10 protein-coding genes are annotated in these 15056 nt (G+C 45.0%); 2 read left to right on the forward strand and 8 right to left on the reverse strand.

Features of this window, described 5'->3' with window-relative positions:
* Window positions 1-71: 71 nt before the first annotated feature.
* On the reverse strand, window positions 72-1610 hold the full coding sequence (locus GO493_RS07050) for a hypothetical protein (RefSeq protein WP_157305434.1): 1539 nt from the start codon (window positions 1608-1610) through the stop codon (window positions 72-74).
* Window positions 1611-1820: 210 nt separating this feature from the next.
* On the opposite strand from GO493_RS07050, the gene GO493_RS07055 reads away from it, so the two are divergent.
* Window positions 1821-3335, forward strand: a complete 1515-nt coding sequence (locus tag GO493_RS07055) for a TlpA family protein disulfide reductase (protein WP_157305435.1) — start codon at window positions 1821-1823, stop codon at window positions 3333-3335.
* A 32-nt stretch (window positions 3336-3367) separates the two neighbouring features.
* Here the strand turns inward: GO493_RS07055 and GO493_RS07060 are convergent, their stop codons facing one another.
* Window positions 3368-3991, reverse strand: coding sequence for an HAD family hydrolase (locus GO493_RS07060; RefSeq protein WP_157305436.1), 624 nt, complete (start codon window positions 3989-3991; stop codon window positions 3368-3370).
* 133 nt (window positions 3992-4124) lie between these two features.
* Window positions 4125-5468, reverse strand: coding sequence for an outer membrane beta-barrel protein (locus GO493_RS07065; RefSeq protein WP_157305437.1), 1344 nt, complete (start codon window positions 5466-5468; stop codon window positions 4125-4127).
* A 198-nt stretch (window positions 5469-5666) separates the two neighbouring features.
* Here GO493_RS07065 and GO493_RS07070 point away from each other — a divergent pair, with 198 nt between their 5' ends.
* Window positions 5667-7772 (forward strand): M48 family metallopeptidase, encoded by a 2106-nt coding sequence (locus GO493_RS07070; RefSeq protein WP_157305438.1) that lies wholly within the window; start codon window positions 5667-5669, stop codon window positions 7770-7772.
* Here the strand turns inward: GO493_RS07070 and GO493_RS07075 are convergent.
* The 5 genes from GO493_RS07075 to kdpA all read right to left on the reverse strand — a co-directional run bounded on the left by GO493_RS07075 (window position 7757) and on the right by kdpA (window position 15043).
* Window positions 7757-9460 carry a HAMP domain-containing sensor histidine kinase gene (locus GO493_RS07075; RefSeq protein ID WP_157305439.1) on the reverse strand — a complete coding sequence of 568 codons (1704 nt, stop codon included), beginning with the start codon at window positions 9458-9460 and terminating at the stop codon, window positions 7757-7759. The genes GO493_RS07070 and GO493_RS07075 overlap by 16 nt on opposite strands.
* A 1-nt stretch (window position 9461) precedes the next feature.
* Window positions 9462-10586 carry a sensor protein KdpD gene (locus GO493_RS07080; protein WP_157305440.1) on the reverse strand — a complete coding sequence of 375 codons (1125 nt, stop codon included), beginning with the start codon at window positions 10584-10586 and terminating at the stop codon, window positions 9462-9464.
* 72 nt (window positions 10587-10658) lie between these two features.
* The gene (locus tag GO493_RS07085; protein WP_157305441.1) at window positions 10659-11222 is read right to left on the reverse strand and encodes a K(+)-transporting ATPase subunit C; all 564 of its coding nucleotides are present in this window, start codon (window positions 11220-11222) and stop codon (window positions 10659-10661) included.
* Between the two features lie 6 nt (window positions 11223-11228).
* Window positions 11229-13283, reverse strand: coding sequence for a potassium-transporting ATPase subunit KdpB (kdpB, locus tag GO493_RS07090; protein WP_157305442.1), 2055 nt, complete (start codon window positions 13281-13283; stop codon window positions 11229-11231).
* A 47-nt stretch (window positions 13284-13330) separates the two neighbouring features.
* Complete coding sequence (gene kdpA, locus GO493_RS07095) at window positions 13331-15043, reverse strand: potassium-transporting ATPase subunit KdpA (RefSeq protein WP_157305443.1); 1713 nt, start codon at window positions 15041-15043, stop codon at window positions 13331-13333.
* Window positions 15044-15056: the final 13 nt, after the last annotated feature.

Genomic DNA, 15056 nt, shown 5'->3' on the forward strand with positions numbered 1-15056 from the left:
CGCCGTCCGGTCAAAATCGTTTGAATGAAATACACATCAACGTAAAAGAGTTTATCGCAATGATGGAAGCATTACAGGTTCTCCCGTTTAACCCATTCATTGAATTTTTCTTCACTAAAAGTTGAATCCAAACCGGTTCCTGTTATCCATTGCTCATAAATACTCCATGTGGAGAGCTCTTCCGGGGCATCTTCTTTTCCTTCTCTCTTACAGATAACCAATAAGTACTTAATAATTTCATCCTGCTTTTCTATATCATTAATATCCATTCCCCTCAGATCCACACGCCAGTATTTGATATAATCCGGTTCCTTAGCCAATGCCAGCTGCTTTTGCTTCTTTTCCTGTTCTTCCTTCATTTTTTCAGGAGTTGTGCCCAGGGTGAAAGGATTAACCTGAGTATACCCTTTTATATATCCTTCTCTGGATTTGGTTTGTTCTAACTCTGATTTAATAGAGTGGGTTGTTCGTTTAGCAATATATTTGTCGTTAAATTCAAGAAAATTCTCTTGCGGAGAAAAACCGTCGCCTTCTTTAAATTCCCTCAGTTCAGGCGCCAGTAAGAAGGGCTTGCCTTTATGAGCTTCAAGGGAAAAGATACTACCCTCTATCTCTGCAATACCCGTTTTGGCGTGATGAGGATAAGGAAACGTTACGTCTTCTACATACTCCAGTTTCGCATATTTTGTTGTACTGACACCTGGGAAATTCAATACTGTCTCATCATCTTCCTCCTTCTTTTCTGTTTCCTCTTTTTCTTTCAAAAAGCGGGTTAGGATATTCCGCCTTCTTTCTTCATATAGTTTATTTGCGAATCTGCCACAGTCATTTTCTACCTGGGTACTAAAAATAATAACTCCCATTTCTTTGTCAATTTCGCTGAGGGCTTCCGGTATGTCTTTGTCCGGATGCATAACCTTATATTGATGAGAAAGACTGAATCTTGAAAGCTGCTCCGGACTATCCAGTAATAAGCTGTCTCTCAGTGCATAAACTAATTGTTGTAATTCTGCCATCCACATCACGAGCCTTTCCCTGTATGGAGACATCTCATCATCTATTTCTTCTTTTATTTTGTGATCAAAGGCCTCATAAGCTTTATTAGCTGTTTTGGCGAAAATATCCAGCTCGTCCAGGTTCCTGGGATCTGCAGAGATCTGAGCTATAAGGGTACTAATATCCTCAGATGATTTAGATCTTACAAATTCCATAGCTCCCTGTAGCTTAGATAGCAGAACACTGATATTACCAGGTTTCTCTTCTGCTATTACCACCATCTCCTGCGATATCCATACACCTTCGCTTTCCTTATCAGACATCCGCCTTACCCTGTACCTTGTTTCATCTGTTTCAAGTATCTCTACTTCTTCTCCGTCTTTGAATTGTTTGTCCTCTGCACCTTCCTGAAACCTGATATGGCCCCTTTTTAACTGTACTACAGTTGACAGCTGAAAAGGAGGAAGCGATTGCGCATTAGAAATATTAAGAGGATCTTTTGCCTGGTGTATAATTTTTACAGCGGGGAAAGAACGGCTGCCAGGACCTGTTCTGTTTGAATCCTGGATGTTTGTAACAATATTTGACCTGTTGAATTCGGGGCTTTGTCTCATAAGATTATAGGGCTGTACTTTTGCCAAAGTAATAAAATGCAGGCATAAACACAAACATTCCCCGGGGGAATATAGCATATTAAAGCTTTTTGCCTGAAAGCTGTTCATTCAAAGAGATTAAAGGCATCTATAATGTTTGGCCTGGGTTGATCCCTACCAGGAGCGCGTAGATAGAGGACATGTTGGGGTATATAGTTTATTTGGAGTATATTGGGATTACTATATAAATGTAAACCATTTTACATGAACAAGCTTCTATTTGTTTTGTTAATAACCTTACTTCCAGTTAAGTTAACAGCCCAGGACAAACCAGTGCCTTCGGAGCTTTCTGCCGGGCAGATAGCACAAAATAAACCCGCAGCACTGAATTTAAGAAGAGACTCCACCTGGATAGTTGTCCATTCAAAAGACCCACAGAATAAGGTCTGGGCTATCAGTTTTCATAACATGTATCCTTACATGCAGGAGCAATTTGACCGTCGCCCGGTACAGGATACTGCTATTGCAGGAATATCCATTGAAAGGCCTGATATGGGAACACTCATAGTTGAAATGACAAGATATGAGGTATTTCTATTGCCCCATGATACCCTACATATATCAGTAGAAGGAGGAGAATTAAGTTTCAGGGGAAGATCAGCATCTATAAACAGGTTTTTACAATATCGCCTTAAAAAAGAAGGATCGGTTTACCCGGTTGTTGCAGGTAGTAGCAGGCGGGTTGACGGAATACGGTCTGTTGATTCCTGTTATAAGGCTTTTACGGGATACGAGAAAAAAGATAAAGAGTTTCTTTATTCGTATCTCACATCGATAGAACCTTTACCAGCCTGGTATGTAAATAACGAAATATATAACTATCAGATGCTAAGGATACTCAATCTCCTTGGACTAGGGCTGGAAAGGAAGATAAACCGTACAGAACTTCAGCGTTATGCGAAAAATATAAAAAAGTTTATGAATACTGTCGATGAGGATTTTAAAGGGCGTCTTCTTTACCATGTGCTTATCTGGGACTATATAGCAAAATTTTATGATCTTAAGCAGATTAAAACAATAAGCGATAGCTATCAATATCAGGCATCCATTATCAGAAACCTTCTGAAAAAAGATCTGACCAGGCAGACATATCTGGCATTCTGGTTTTCGATGCAATTCTCAAGAACACAGAACCTGCGTAATTGGGAAGATTACAGGAAGCTGAGGGAAGAGATGAAAAACGAAATTAAGGATAAAGTAATAGATTCTGTACTTGATGATATGCTGGCAAAGAAAAAGCAATACCTGGAAAGCCCCGCCGCTTTATCTAAAGGTACAGCTGCACCACTATTCTCACTTAAAAATGAAAAAGGACAGGAGATCAGTTCTAAAGATCTTGCAGGCAGATGGATATATCTAAGTCTTTGGGGAACCTGGTGCATGCCTTGCAGAGAAGAAATGCCTGATAAGAATAAACTGGCAGCAACGTACGGAGATAACCTAACGGTAGTGAACATCTGTTTAAGAAGCGATTCTACTGAATGGCAAAATGCCATAGCAAACCAGCAAATTGCCGGGGTTAATTTATTTGCTGACAAAACAAGAGGGCAAAAGATCGAAAAAGACTTTAAACTTTCCGCTTATCCGCACCACGTGCTGATCTCTCCGGATGGCAACATATATGAGAACGGAACTTTACCGCCTAAAGAGATGCCTGAGCTACTGGATAAATTACTCAAACAATAACGCCGGATATAATACCCGGCGTTACTGTTTTATCATGAAACTACAAACCCCCAGTCCTCCAGTTTCTTCTTCGTCTCTTCATAGTTCTTATGTAAATGACCGTTTATTCCCAGCCCCTCAGCTACATTAATGAACATGGCCCTGTCATCAATATAAAGCACTTCTTCAGGTTTCACAAGTGCTATATCCAAAGCTATCCGCCAGATATCCGCATCCGGCTTACGAAAATGAACAAAGCAGGAGGAAATAAAGAAATCTACAAATTTATCGATACCGAAATGCTTTATCCGGTATTCATTCAGCTCCCGGCCTTCATTATTGACGATAGCTATTTTCAAACCATACTTCGCCTTGATCTTACAAACCAGTTCTATCATCTCCGGATAAGCCTCTGTACGGGAGTACATGAATGACTTAAACTCCTCCCGCGTAAAAGGACGGTCTTCATAAAAGACTGTACGATGAAGATACTCTTCCAGTGTCAGTTTCCCTTCTTCATAAGTATCGAAGGTCAGGTGATGTCTTTCTTCAAGCTCTGGCAGGTCTAGCGAGAAAGTAGCTGCTGCCTGCCTCCTGGCTGCGCGGTCCCATCCATTGGTAAGCAATACGCCACCTATATCCAGGAATAATGTAGTGATTGTTGGTTTCTGCTGCATACCTAAAAATAATTGATTCATACTGAGCGGCCAAACGAAAATATTGGCGATATTATCTTTTCTCCTGCCGTTTTCATAAAAAATGCCGCGATCTGGAAAGACCACGGCATTTTTCTTCGTTACATCTGCACGTTTATAATCTGAAGTTTACAGCCAGTATAAGACGGTTCTCTGTCTTTACAAGATCCGGCAGCCAGTCAGGATCTACAGGATCAGATGTAAAGCCTGTCTGGGAAGTAGTACCACCGGAACCGGCAAAGTATGGTACGTTGGCATTACGGTGCGCAAATTCCATTCTGAAAGTCACATAATCGCTCGGCATGACATCGAAAGTAGCGCTCAGCTGAGTCATTTTAAGGCTTTTGCCTGAAGCTATTGCCTTGTCATAAGCATTGGGCTGAGCTGACGGAGCGGCAGGTGCAAACGCCAGGTAACCACCCGGGTTAGTCACATAATCTCCTCTCAGCGTCAACGCCAGTTTATTTTTATTGAACCATACACGGTGAGCCAGCGAACTTCCGGTCATGTAATTATCCTTTGCCTTCACACCATCGCCGGCCTGGAAACCATAGTGATTGTTCAGGCTGAAAGCCGCCTGGGTGATACCTTTTGAACCCGGATTCCTGTAGTAACGCGCTACAATGCTGTTATCATGATGGAACCTGCGGACTTTAGACAGCCTTTCGGAACCAGCTATATGTGTGTCATTCCCGTAATAGAAGTTAGCTACTAACTGAACATTTTCAGAAGGACGGTAGTAGTTGGAGTTACCGAAGCCAATGTTCCTGCTCCAGCTGTTATAGCTCTGCCAGCCATTCAGCAGCCAGAGCTCTGTTTTATACTTTTTAGAAGGATAGAACTGTAATCTCGCACCCTGGAAATAGAAAGGGGTGAACTCGCATACCATACTACGCTGATAGCTCCAGTTCTCCTGCAGCACATAGCTCTCCAGCCCGATATAGCTCATGAAGATACCTGCTTCCAGGTTCAGGCCGTAAGCGACGTTAAAATGATAACCTGCGGCGGCTTCACGTATAAATTTCAGATCGCCGGTACCTGTGTTACGTCCCCTGGCTACAGAACCATCTGCTTCCTGTACAATGTGCAGCATATTACCCGTTTGCAACCATAAACGGCCTATCACGTTCTTATAATTGCTTTCAATCCCGATGCTGGCCTGGTTAATAGTGAACTCATTGGTCCTGCCGGTGCTGGCAGAGATAGTTTGTGTATTGTCTTTAGGACGTGCAAAGTTGTAGTTGAAATAAACGTCTGTAAGCACGGTTGCCGTAAGAATGGTTTCCCCGTTTTTATCTGTGAGGGAGAGGGGAGAGGACGACTGCCTGTTCTGTCCGTTGATCCACGTGAGATTCATGCCTTCAAAGGGAACTTTGGATGTTGCAGGTTGGATAGAATCCTGGGCTACAGTAACCAGCGCGGAACAGACCATGACAGCTGTAAGTAATTGCTTTTTCATGCTAATTAAATAATTTGGATCATTAATGCCAAAGCAGATGCCTGAAAAGCTCACCTATTCTTAAATAATTGATAGTTATTGCATTAACAACAAGTCAAAACATAATGTTCTGTTAAAACCGTCTCATTATGAGAGGCATATTTATTGATTTTGAGAATTTTCTTAGGTATATTTATAGACATATTCCTCCCTTATCTGATGAAAGATTTTCTGTATCCGGATGCACCGGTTCACATAGATGCCAGCAAGCTTGTACCTTCTGCGGGCTTCCGCAAACAGGCCGTCAAGGTAATTATCGGTATTGTACTCTTCCTGCTGACATACCTTACGTTATTAGCCGCTGCTATTGCGCTGGCAGTACTGTGCTGCTGGGCAGGAATCTGGGTCATCAGTGCCGGTTTCTCAACTATGGCTATTATTATCGGAGCAGGGCTGCTGGCGCTGGGAGGGTCGGTGTTGTTCTTTATGATCAAGTTTATATTTGCCATATCAAAAGACGAGAATAGCGGGAGAGTAGAGGTCACAGAAGAACAGCAACCCCGGCTGTTCACTTTTATTCGCCAGCTTACTTTCGAAACCAATACGCAATTCCCCCGGCGCATATATCTGTCACCCGAAGTGAATGCCTGTGTATTTTACAATTCCAGCTTCTGGAGCATGTTCCTCCCCGTACGCAAGAACCTTGAAATAGGGCTAGGCCTTGTGAACAGTATCAACATCAGTGAATTTAAAGCAGTAATGGCCCATGAATTTGGTCACTTCAGCCAGCGCAGCATGAAGCTGGGCAGCTTTACATATAATGCTAACCGCATTATCCATAATATGCTGTATGATAATAAAGGCTATGCAGCTTTCCTGGAGAAATGGGCCAGCATAGATGGCGTATTATCCATTATGGCGGTAATAACGGTTAAGATAGCAGAAGGCATTCAATGGATACTCAGAGGGATCTATAAACTGATCAACAAAAATTATATGGCCCTGAGCAGGGAAATGGAATTTCATGCAGACACGATTGCCGCCAGCGTAGCAGGAGGGAACAACCTGGCAACGGCACTCAGCCGTATAGAGCTGGCAGGAGGTTGTTATTCAGTTTGTATCAGCACTGCTTCTGAAAGGCTGAAGGAAAAGAAAATAACACGTAATATCTTCCAGAACCAGCTCGTTGTTTGCCGTACACTGGTCAGCAAACACGGACTTGCATTGAAAAATGGGTTGCCGGAGGTAACTTCACAATTCATCAATTCCTTTTCCTCCTCCAGGATCAATTATAAAGACCAGTGGGCCAGTCACCCATCACTTGAAGAAAGGACGCAGCACCTGGAATCTGTAGGAATGGATGCTGTAGCAAACCAGACTTCTGCATGGGCTATATTCGATAATACAGCTCAATTGCAGGAAGAACTTACGGAAAAAGTATATCGTTCCGTCGAATTGGAAAAGGACCTTGTTCCCTACGATGCAGAAGAATTTGAAAAATGGTACATAGAAAGAAGGGAAGCGTACCGTTTACCGGATACCTATAAAGGATTTTACGATGAGCGCTATATCAGTATAAAAGACTGGGACCTCAGCCTTGTAAAAAACACCCCTGTACCTGCAACCCGGCTGGAAGAGCTGTTCACTGAAGAGAATGGACGGCTTTATACAACAATACGCAACAATGAATCTGACCTCTCTTTGCTGAAAGCCATTCAAAACGGGCAAATGGAAATAGACAGTTTTGACTTTGACGGGAAGAAATACAAATGTAAAGATAGTGCTGGTATTATAACCAGCCTGGAAGCAGAAATAGCTGCCGGCCATGAAAAACTTGCGCAGCTGGAAAAACAGGCCTTTGCATTCTTTTACAGGATCAGTGAAAATAAGGAGATGTTGCTGGAACAATACCAGAGCTTTATTGATTTCAGCAAAAGGACGGAGAACTTTACCGGTCTCCTGAACAGGATAAGCCAGGTGTTTCAGCCATTCTTCAGGGGAAGTGTTTCTTTTCAGCAGGCAGAGGCTATTATAGGTGGGCTTAAAGAAAATGAAGAGAAAGAGCTGAAGCAACAACTGCAATCTTTCATGGAAGAAGAAATTATCACTGAAAGCTCTCCAGACAACCTGCTGAAACGGTGCCGTGAGTTTGTACAAAGCCAGTACGCCTATTTTGGCGCTTTGCAACTACATAATGAAGAATTGAATACCTTACACAGCATCGGTTTTCCTGTACTGGACGAGCTGGAAGAAGTACGTTTCAGATATTATAAACAGATGCTGCTTACACAACTGGATATGCATAAACGTTATACAGCCGCCTGATATACCGGCAAGCTGAATCCAAAGGTGCTGCCTTCTCCAAAACGGCTTTTCACCCATATATGACCTCCCTGGGCTTCTATAAACTCCCGGGAAATAGACAGTCCAAGACCGGTGCCTACTTTTTCAGGAGTGCCCGGCACTTTAAAGTAGCGGTCAAATATTCTTGACAGGTATTTCTCTTCTATACCCCGGCCGTGATCTTCCACTGAAAAGAGTATGTTATTATCCCGCATGCTGGTGGTAAGCACCACCTCGCCATCTTCAGGAGAATATTTAACAGCATTGGTGAGGAAATTGGTAAGTACCCACGCCGTTTTTTCCGGGTCCGTCAGCATCTTCTGCTCATACGTACCCTGATCTATTTTAATAGTGATGTTCTTTTGCTGTGCCAGCGAACTGACAGTGCTGGTAGCATTATCTATGATAATCTCCGGCAATACCGGTTCCAGTTTCAGTTGTATATGCCCGGTTTCCACCTGGCTCATATTAAGCAGCTCACTCGTTATCTTCAGCAACCGCTCTGCATCATCAGTAATACTTTTCACCAGTTCCTCCTGTTCGCTGTTCACATTCCCCACCCGGTCATCCATCAGCAGCTGAGCGCTCATTTTAATGGAAGCTATAGGTGTTTTCAGCTCATGTGAGATGGTGGCAATGAAGTTGGTCTTCGCTTCATTCAGCTCATGGAAAGGAGTGATGTTGCGCAGCACTATTACCTGACCTATTACTTTTTCATTGTTGGTAACGCTGAGCACATCGAGGTGAAAATAGCTCTCTTTCTGATCTGCATAGATCTTCAGTTCCCTGTTCTGCCCTTTTTCCTGCAACAGGCTGCGCATCAGGTCATTACTGATGGCAATGTCCGGGGCGTATTTTCCTCTTATTTCCACTTCTTTTATTCCCAGCAGGTTTTCTGCCACCTTATTGAGGAACAATAGGTTCCTGTTCTCGTCCAGTCCGATGATACCGTCATTCATCTGGTTGATGATGGTATCTATGCGGCTCTTTTCAAATTTGATATGCGCCAGGTTACTGTGTTCATATTCATCCAGCTTCTCTGCCATGGTGTTGAAAGCTTTGGCAAGGTCCCCGAATTCATCATGTTGGGATATCCTGATACGCTTGGTGTAATCTTTATTAACGATGGCTTTGATACCCTCCGACAGGGTCTGTATAGGCTCACTGATAATCGATGGGAAGTTAACGGCCAGTGTAAATGCCACAAGGGCCAGTAAACCAAACACTATCATGAGATAGTTGCTGAAACGCCGGGCATTGGCTTCTGCCAGCTGGTTCTTATGCAGGATGGCCTGCTGGTTGGCCGTATTGATCTCATATATCCGTTGCCGGATAAGGGCCTCCAGTGAATCGTTCTCCGGGTGATGTTTCAGCTGTTCAAATATATTCCGTACAGCGCTGGTTGCAGCGCCTTCTCCTGGTTCTGTAATGTTACGTTCCTGCTTGCTGAGGTTGAACTCGAATTTGCGCAGCATGTTGGTATCCCATGCCTGCTGCTCCAGCAGGGAGAGCATATTGTTACTGTATACCAGCGTTTCGTAGTTATCTTCCAGGATAAGACGGGCATCTTTCTTCATCTGGTAAATGATAATGATACCCAGTATGCCCGAAATGAGTATTGCCGTAAAGAGAAATCCGATGCCTATGCTTAGTTTGGTCTTGAGACGCATGTTAGGACAAAATTATAATGTCTATGTCCGATTCTGACAATTTACCCAGTAATTGTGCAAATACGGCCGTGTTTAAAAGCATGCCCATTACATTGAGATGAGGCTTACCTATGCAGATAGTGGTAATATTCTTCTCTTCTGCGGTATGGATAATACTTTTGGCAATATTAGCATTTTTTATCTTTATCACTTCTCCACCCAGTTCCATAGCCAGTTTAAAGTTATTGATCAGGTGCCGCTGGGATGCCAGCCCTATCTTATCGCCATGCTCTTTCGGGGTCTGCACATACAGCACATACCACCGTGAATGATAATAGGCGGCCAGCCTGGCGGTTTTACGGATCACTTTTTTAGCGATGTTATGATTACTGCCTATACAGGCCAGGAAACGTTCATTACGCAGGTGACCGGTATTGGGCAGGGCAGATTCTATCTTACGTTCTACCTGTGTAGCTACTTCTTTCAGCGCCAGTTCCCTCAGCTGTAATATCCTTTCCGGCTGGAAGAAGTTCTTCATGGCTACGGCAATCTTATCCTGCGTATAGATCTTTCCTTCCTTCAGCCGGGTGATCAGCTCATCTGCTGTAAGGTCAATGTTCACCACTTCATCTGCCTGTTGCAATACAAGGTCGGGTATACGCTCTGCCACATCTATACCGGTGATGTTACGTACCTCTTCCTGAAGGCCTTCAAGGTGCTGGATATTGACTGCGCTGATCACGTTGATGCCGGCGTCCAGTATCTCCATTACGTCCTGCCAGCGCTTCTCATTCTTACTTCCTTCAATATTGGTATGCGCCAGCTCATCTATGACCACCACTTCCGGATGAAGGTTTAATACCGCCTGTGTATCCAGCTCTTCCAGCTCTTTGCCTTTGTAAAAGAGTTGCCTGCGGGGAATGACAGGCAGGCCTTCCAGCAGCGCATGTGTTTCCGCCCTGTTGTGCGTTTCAATATAGGCTACCTTGATATCAACGCCATTGCGCAGGAGGGTTTTAGCCTCCTGCAGCATGCGGTAGGTTTTTCCTACACCGGCGCTCATCCCGATATAGATCTTGAACTTTCCCCTCCTGGACTGACGTATCAGGTCCAGGAAGTGTTGTGCATTATTTTCTTTTTCGGTCATGCCGGTGCATATCTGTTATGATCAGTAACAATTTCAGTTGCCTCTTGTTCGTTGTCCATCGTCGTTGTTCGTTTATTTTAAAGTATCAAGGGCAATGTTGAGTTTCAGCACATTTACTTTGGAAGGGCCTGCTATTCCCATCAGTGGCCCCTGTATATGCTCTGTTACCAGTGCTGTCAGCTTCTGTTCGGAAATACCGCGTACAGCTGCTACACGTTTCACCTGTACCAGCGCGGCGGCAGGAGAAAGGTCCGGGTCCAGGCCGCTGCCGGACGCTGTTACCAGCTCCGCAGGAATATCTTCTTTCGGGATACCGGGATTATGTGCCAGGAATGTATCGATACGTTCCTGTACAGTTTTCTGATAGTCAGGATTGGAAGCGCCTTTATTGGAACCCGCCGATCCTGCGGCGTTGTAGTTCACAGCAGAAGGACGGCCCTGGAAATATTTGTCTGCTGTAAACTGCTGACCCACATTTTCATAACCTACCACTTTACCATTTACACTGACAGTCTTCCCTTTACCGCCACCAGGGGCCAGTTTGGCCACGGCAGCAATCAGCGCCGGGTATAATACGGCCAGCAGCAATACCAGTAACAGGGTAAGTTTTATAGAAGGAAGGAAATACTTTTTCATTTTTTTTTACATAAAAAGGGTGAGGAATAAGTCTATCAGCTTGATGCCCACAAAGGGGATCACCACACCACCAAGACCATAGATAAACAGATTTCTGCGCAATAAGGCGCTGGCGCCTATCGGCTTATAGGCTACGCCTTTCAGGGCCAGCGGGATCAGTGCCGGGATAATGATGGCATTAAAGATCACAGCAGAAAGAATAGCGCTCTCCGGGCTTGCCAGGTGCATGATGTTCAATCCCTGTAAGGCTGGAACAGCGGTTACAAAAAGTGCTGGTACAATAGCAAAATATTTTGCTACGTCGTTTGCGATAGAAAAAGTAGTTAAAGTACCTCTTGTCATTAGCAGCTGTTTGCCTATTTCAACGATCTCTATAAGTTTGGTAGGATCGTTATCAAGGTCCACCATATTGCCAGCTTCCTTGGCAGCCTGTGTACCACTGTTCATGGCCACACCTACGTCTGCCTGGGCCAGGGCAGGAGCATCGTTGGTACCGTCGCCCATCATGGCTACAAGTTTACCACCTTCCTGCTCTTTACGGATGTACAGCATTTTATCTTCCGGTTTGGCTTCAGCTATGAAATCATCCACACCCGCCTTTTCCGCAATATATTTTGCCGTCAGCGGGTTATCGCCCGTTACCATTACCGTTTTAACCCCCATACGGCGCAGGCGTTCAAACCTTTCCTGTATACCGGGCTTGATAATGTCCTGCAGCTCTATTACGCCGAGCACTGTTTCATTCTGGCTCACTACCAGCGGAGTACCGCCATTGGAAGATATCTCCTTTACCTTTTCCTCAGTTTCGGCAGGGAAAGTATGACCTGCTTTCTGTACGATGTTACGGATAGCGTCATAAGCGCCTTTCCTGATACGTACGCCTTCAATATTCACTCCACTGCTGCGGGTCTCAGCTGTGAACTGTATGAAAACAGCGTCTTCAACATTCAGCTGAGAGGCCTTGATGCCTTTTTCTGCCGCCAGCTCTACGATAGATTTACCTTCCGGGGTATCGTCTGCCAGGGAAGCAAGCGTACATACTTCAAAAAACTCCTTCTTGCCAACAGCATTTGCAGGCCAGAAATGAGTGGCTTTACGGTTACCAATGGTAATGGTGCCTGTCTTGTCGAGCAATAGCGTGTCAAGATCGCCGGCAGTTTCCACCGCCTTACCGCTTTTAGTGATCACATTTGCCCTGAGCGCCCTGTCCATACCTGCAATACCGATGGCGCTTAACAGTCCGCCGATAGTAGTAGGAATAAGACACACAAAGAGGGATACGAACGCAGCAATAGTGATAGGTGTATTCGCATAATCGCCAAAGGGTTTGAGGGTAACGCAAACAATAGTGAAGACCAGCGTAAAACTTGCCAGGAGAATGGTCAGGGCAATTTCGTTAGGTGTTTTCTGGCGACTTGCACCTTCCACCAGCGCAATCATTTTATCAAGGAAGCTCTCCCCGGGATCGGTAGTAACGCGCACCTTTATTTTGTCGCTCAATACTTTGGTGCCACCTGTTACAGACGATTTATCTCCACCGGATTCCCTGATAACAGGAGCAGATTCACCGGTGATAGCTGATTCATCGATAGTGGCAAGGCCATGAATGATCTCCCCATCCATCGGTATCATATCCCCGGCTTCACAAAGGAAGATATCTCCTTTGCGCAGCTGTGAAGAAGGAACCACCTTTACTTCATCAGTAAATATTTCACCGATAAGGAAGACCTTTTTGGCAGGTGTTTCCTCTCTTGTTTTCCTCAGGCTTTCTGCCTGTGCTTTACCTCTTGCTTCAGCTATGGCTTCTGCGAAGTTGGCAAAGAGGAGGGTTAAGAAAAGAATGATGAACACGGCAAGATTATAACCGAAAGAGCCTTGTGTGGTGCTGCCAGTAAGTTTGATATAGAGCGTTACTATCAGCATGATAGCGGTGCCTATCTCTACGGTGAACATTACAGGATTGCGGAACATGCTTTTAGGCGATAGCTTCAGGAACGCCTGTTTCAATGCCACACTCACCAGGGCCGGTTCAAAAAGTTTATGTTGTTTATGGTCAGACATACGAATTTATATTTACAGATATAAGCGGGTTTTCACAGGATAGCTTCTTAATACAGTTGAAAGTACTCGGCAATAGGTCCCAGCGTCAGTGCGGGGAAGAATGCCAGTGCAGCAATGATCATGATCACGGCATAGGTCATGATCCCGAATGTGGCGGTATCAGTCTGTAGTGTACCTGCTGATTCAGGGATGTATTTTTTCTTTGCCATGATACCCGCAATGGCCACAGGGCCAATGATGGGAATGAAACGTCCCAGTATCATCACAACACCCGTACTGATGTTCCAGAAAATGTTATTGTCTCCCAGTCCCTCGAAACCCGAGCCGTTATTGGCGGAAGCTGAGGTAAACTCATACAGCATCTCAGAAAATCCATGATGTCCCGGGTTGTTGAACCATGCGGCCGGCTGTACTGCCCAGCCTATCTGCGGGTGATGCGCCGCGAAATAAGAGGAGAGGGCGGTACCTACCAGTACCAGGAATGGGTGGAACAGGGCGATGATGGCGGCTATCTTCATTTCTTTCGCTTCTACCTTACGTCCCATAAATTCAGGAGTACGGCCTACCATCAAACCGGAAATAAATACTGCTATGATGAGGAAAATGAAGTAGTTCAATAAGCCAACGCCTTTCCCGCCATAGAAGCAGTTGGTCATCATGCCCAGCATCTGCATGGCGCCGGAAAGCGGCATGGAGCTGTCGTGCATGGAGTTGACAGAACCGGTAGAGATGATGGTGGTCATTACCTGCCAGTAGGCTGATGCAGGTACGCCGAAACGTACTTCCTTGCCTTCCATGGCACTGATGTCTTTCAGTCCCATATGTGCCAATGCCGGGTTACCGCCCATTTCGGAGAACAGCGTAGGTATCATGAAAGTAAGCATGCCCAGCGTCATCACGCCAAAGATGACGTAACCCAGTTTACGCCTGCGGATGAAGAAGCCGAAAGCGAAGATCAGCGCCATAGGTAGTATTACCTGTGCTATGATCTCTGTCATATTGGTCAGGTAGTCAGGATTCTCCAGCGGATGAGCAGAGTTCGCGCCAAACCAGCCACCACCATTGGTGCCAAGATGTTTGATAGCTATCATACCTGCAGCAGGACCTCTCGATACCTGTACGGAATCGCCCTGGAGGGTCACGATACTGTCTTTACCGTCAAAGCTGGCGGGAGTGCCGTTAAACACCAGGATAATAGCCATGATGATACTTAACGGCAATAATATGCGGGTAATGGTTTTGATGAAGAATACGAAGAAGTTACCCAGCTTCTCTGTTGTTTTCTCTGCAAATGCGCGGAATAACACCGCTACAGCGGCTACGCCTGTTGCAGCAGATACGAACTGGAGGAAAGTGATCACTATCAGCTGGGTAAGATAGGTCAGCCCTGACTCCCCGGAATAGTGCTGCAGGTTGCAGTTCACAAGAAAGCTGATGGCGGTGTTAAATGCCAGGTCTGGCGTCATGTCCGGGTTACCGTCCGGGTTGAGCGGCAGGTGTGACTGGAAAAGCAATACAAAGAAAGCATAGACCAGCCATACCAGGTTGATGGATAACAGCGCCATCATGTGCTGTTTCCAGTTCATTTCCTTCTGCGGGTCTATTCCGCAGAAACGGTAAATAAAACGCTCCAGCGGCGACATGAAGTCGGTTACTGTAGGCGTACCCTGGAACACTTTTGCAATGTATTTACCTAATGGGAACGCTATCAGCAGGGTAAGGATAAATGTGACTATGACGCCGGTTATTTCACTATTCATTATTGATATGTTT

The organism is Chitinophaga tropicalis, from assembly GCF_009758205.1.
GTDB lineage: Bacteria > Bacteroidota > Bacteroidia > Chitinophagales > Chitinophagaceae > Chitinophaga > Chitinophaga tropicalis.

What these genes read in the sequence shown, in the direction of transcription:
- kdpB (WP_157305442.1), bottom strand. Translation starts at nt 13,283, where the DNA reads ATGTCTGACCATAAACAACATAAACTTTTTGAACCGGCCCTGGTGAGT.
- GO493_RS07085 (WP_157305441.1), bottom strand. Translation starts at nt 11,222, where the DNA reads ATGAAAAAGTATTTCCTTCCTTCTATAAAACTTACCCTGTTACTGGTA.
- GO493_RS07050 (WP_157305434.1), bottom strand. Translation starts at nt 1,610, where the DNA reads ATGAGACAAAGCCCCGAATTCAACAGGTCAAATATTGTTACAAACATC.
- kdpA (WP_157305443.1), bottom strand. Translation starts at nt 15,043, where the DNA reads ATGAATAGTGAAATAACCGGCGTCATAGTCACATTTATCCTTACCCTG.
- GO493_RS07070 (WP_157305438.1), top strand. Translation starts at nt 5,667, where the DNA reads ATGAAAGATTTTCTGTATCCGGATGCACCGGTTCACATAGATGCCAGC.
- GO493_RS07065 (WP_157305437.1), bottom strand. Translation starts at nt 5,468, where the DNA reads ATGAAAAAGCAATTACTTACAGCTGTCATGGTCTGTTCCGCGCTGGTT.
- GO493_RS07075 (WP_157305439.1), bottom strand. Translation starts at nt 9,460, where the DNA reads ATGCGTCTCAAGACCAAACTAAGCATAGGCATCGGATTTCTCTTTACG.
- GO493_RS07080 (WP_157305440.1), bottom strand. Translation starts at nt 10,586, where the DNA reads ATGACCGAAAAAGAAAATAATGCACAACACTTCCTGGACCTGATACGT.
- GO493_RS07060 (WP_157305436.1), bottom strand. Translation starts at nt 3,991, where the DNA reads ATGCAGCAGAAACCAACAATCACTACATTATTCCTGGATATAGGTGGC.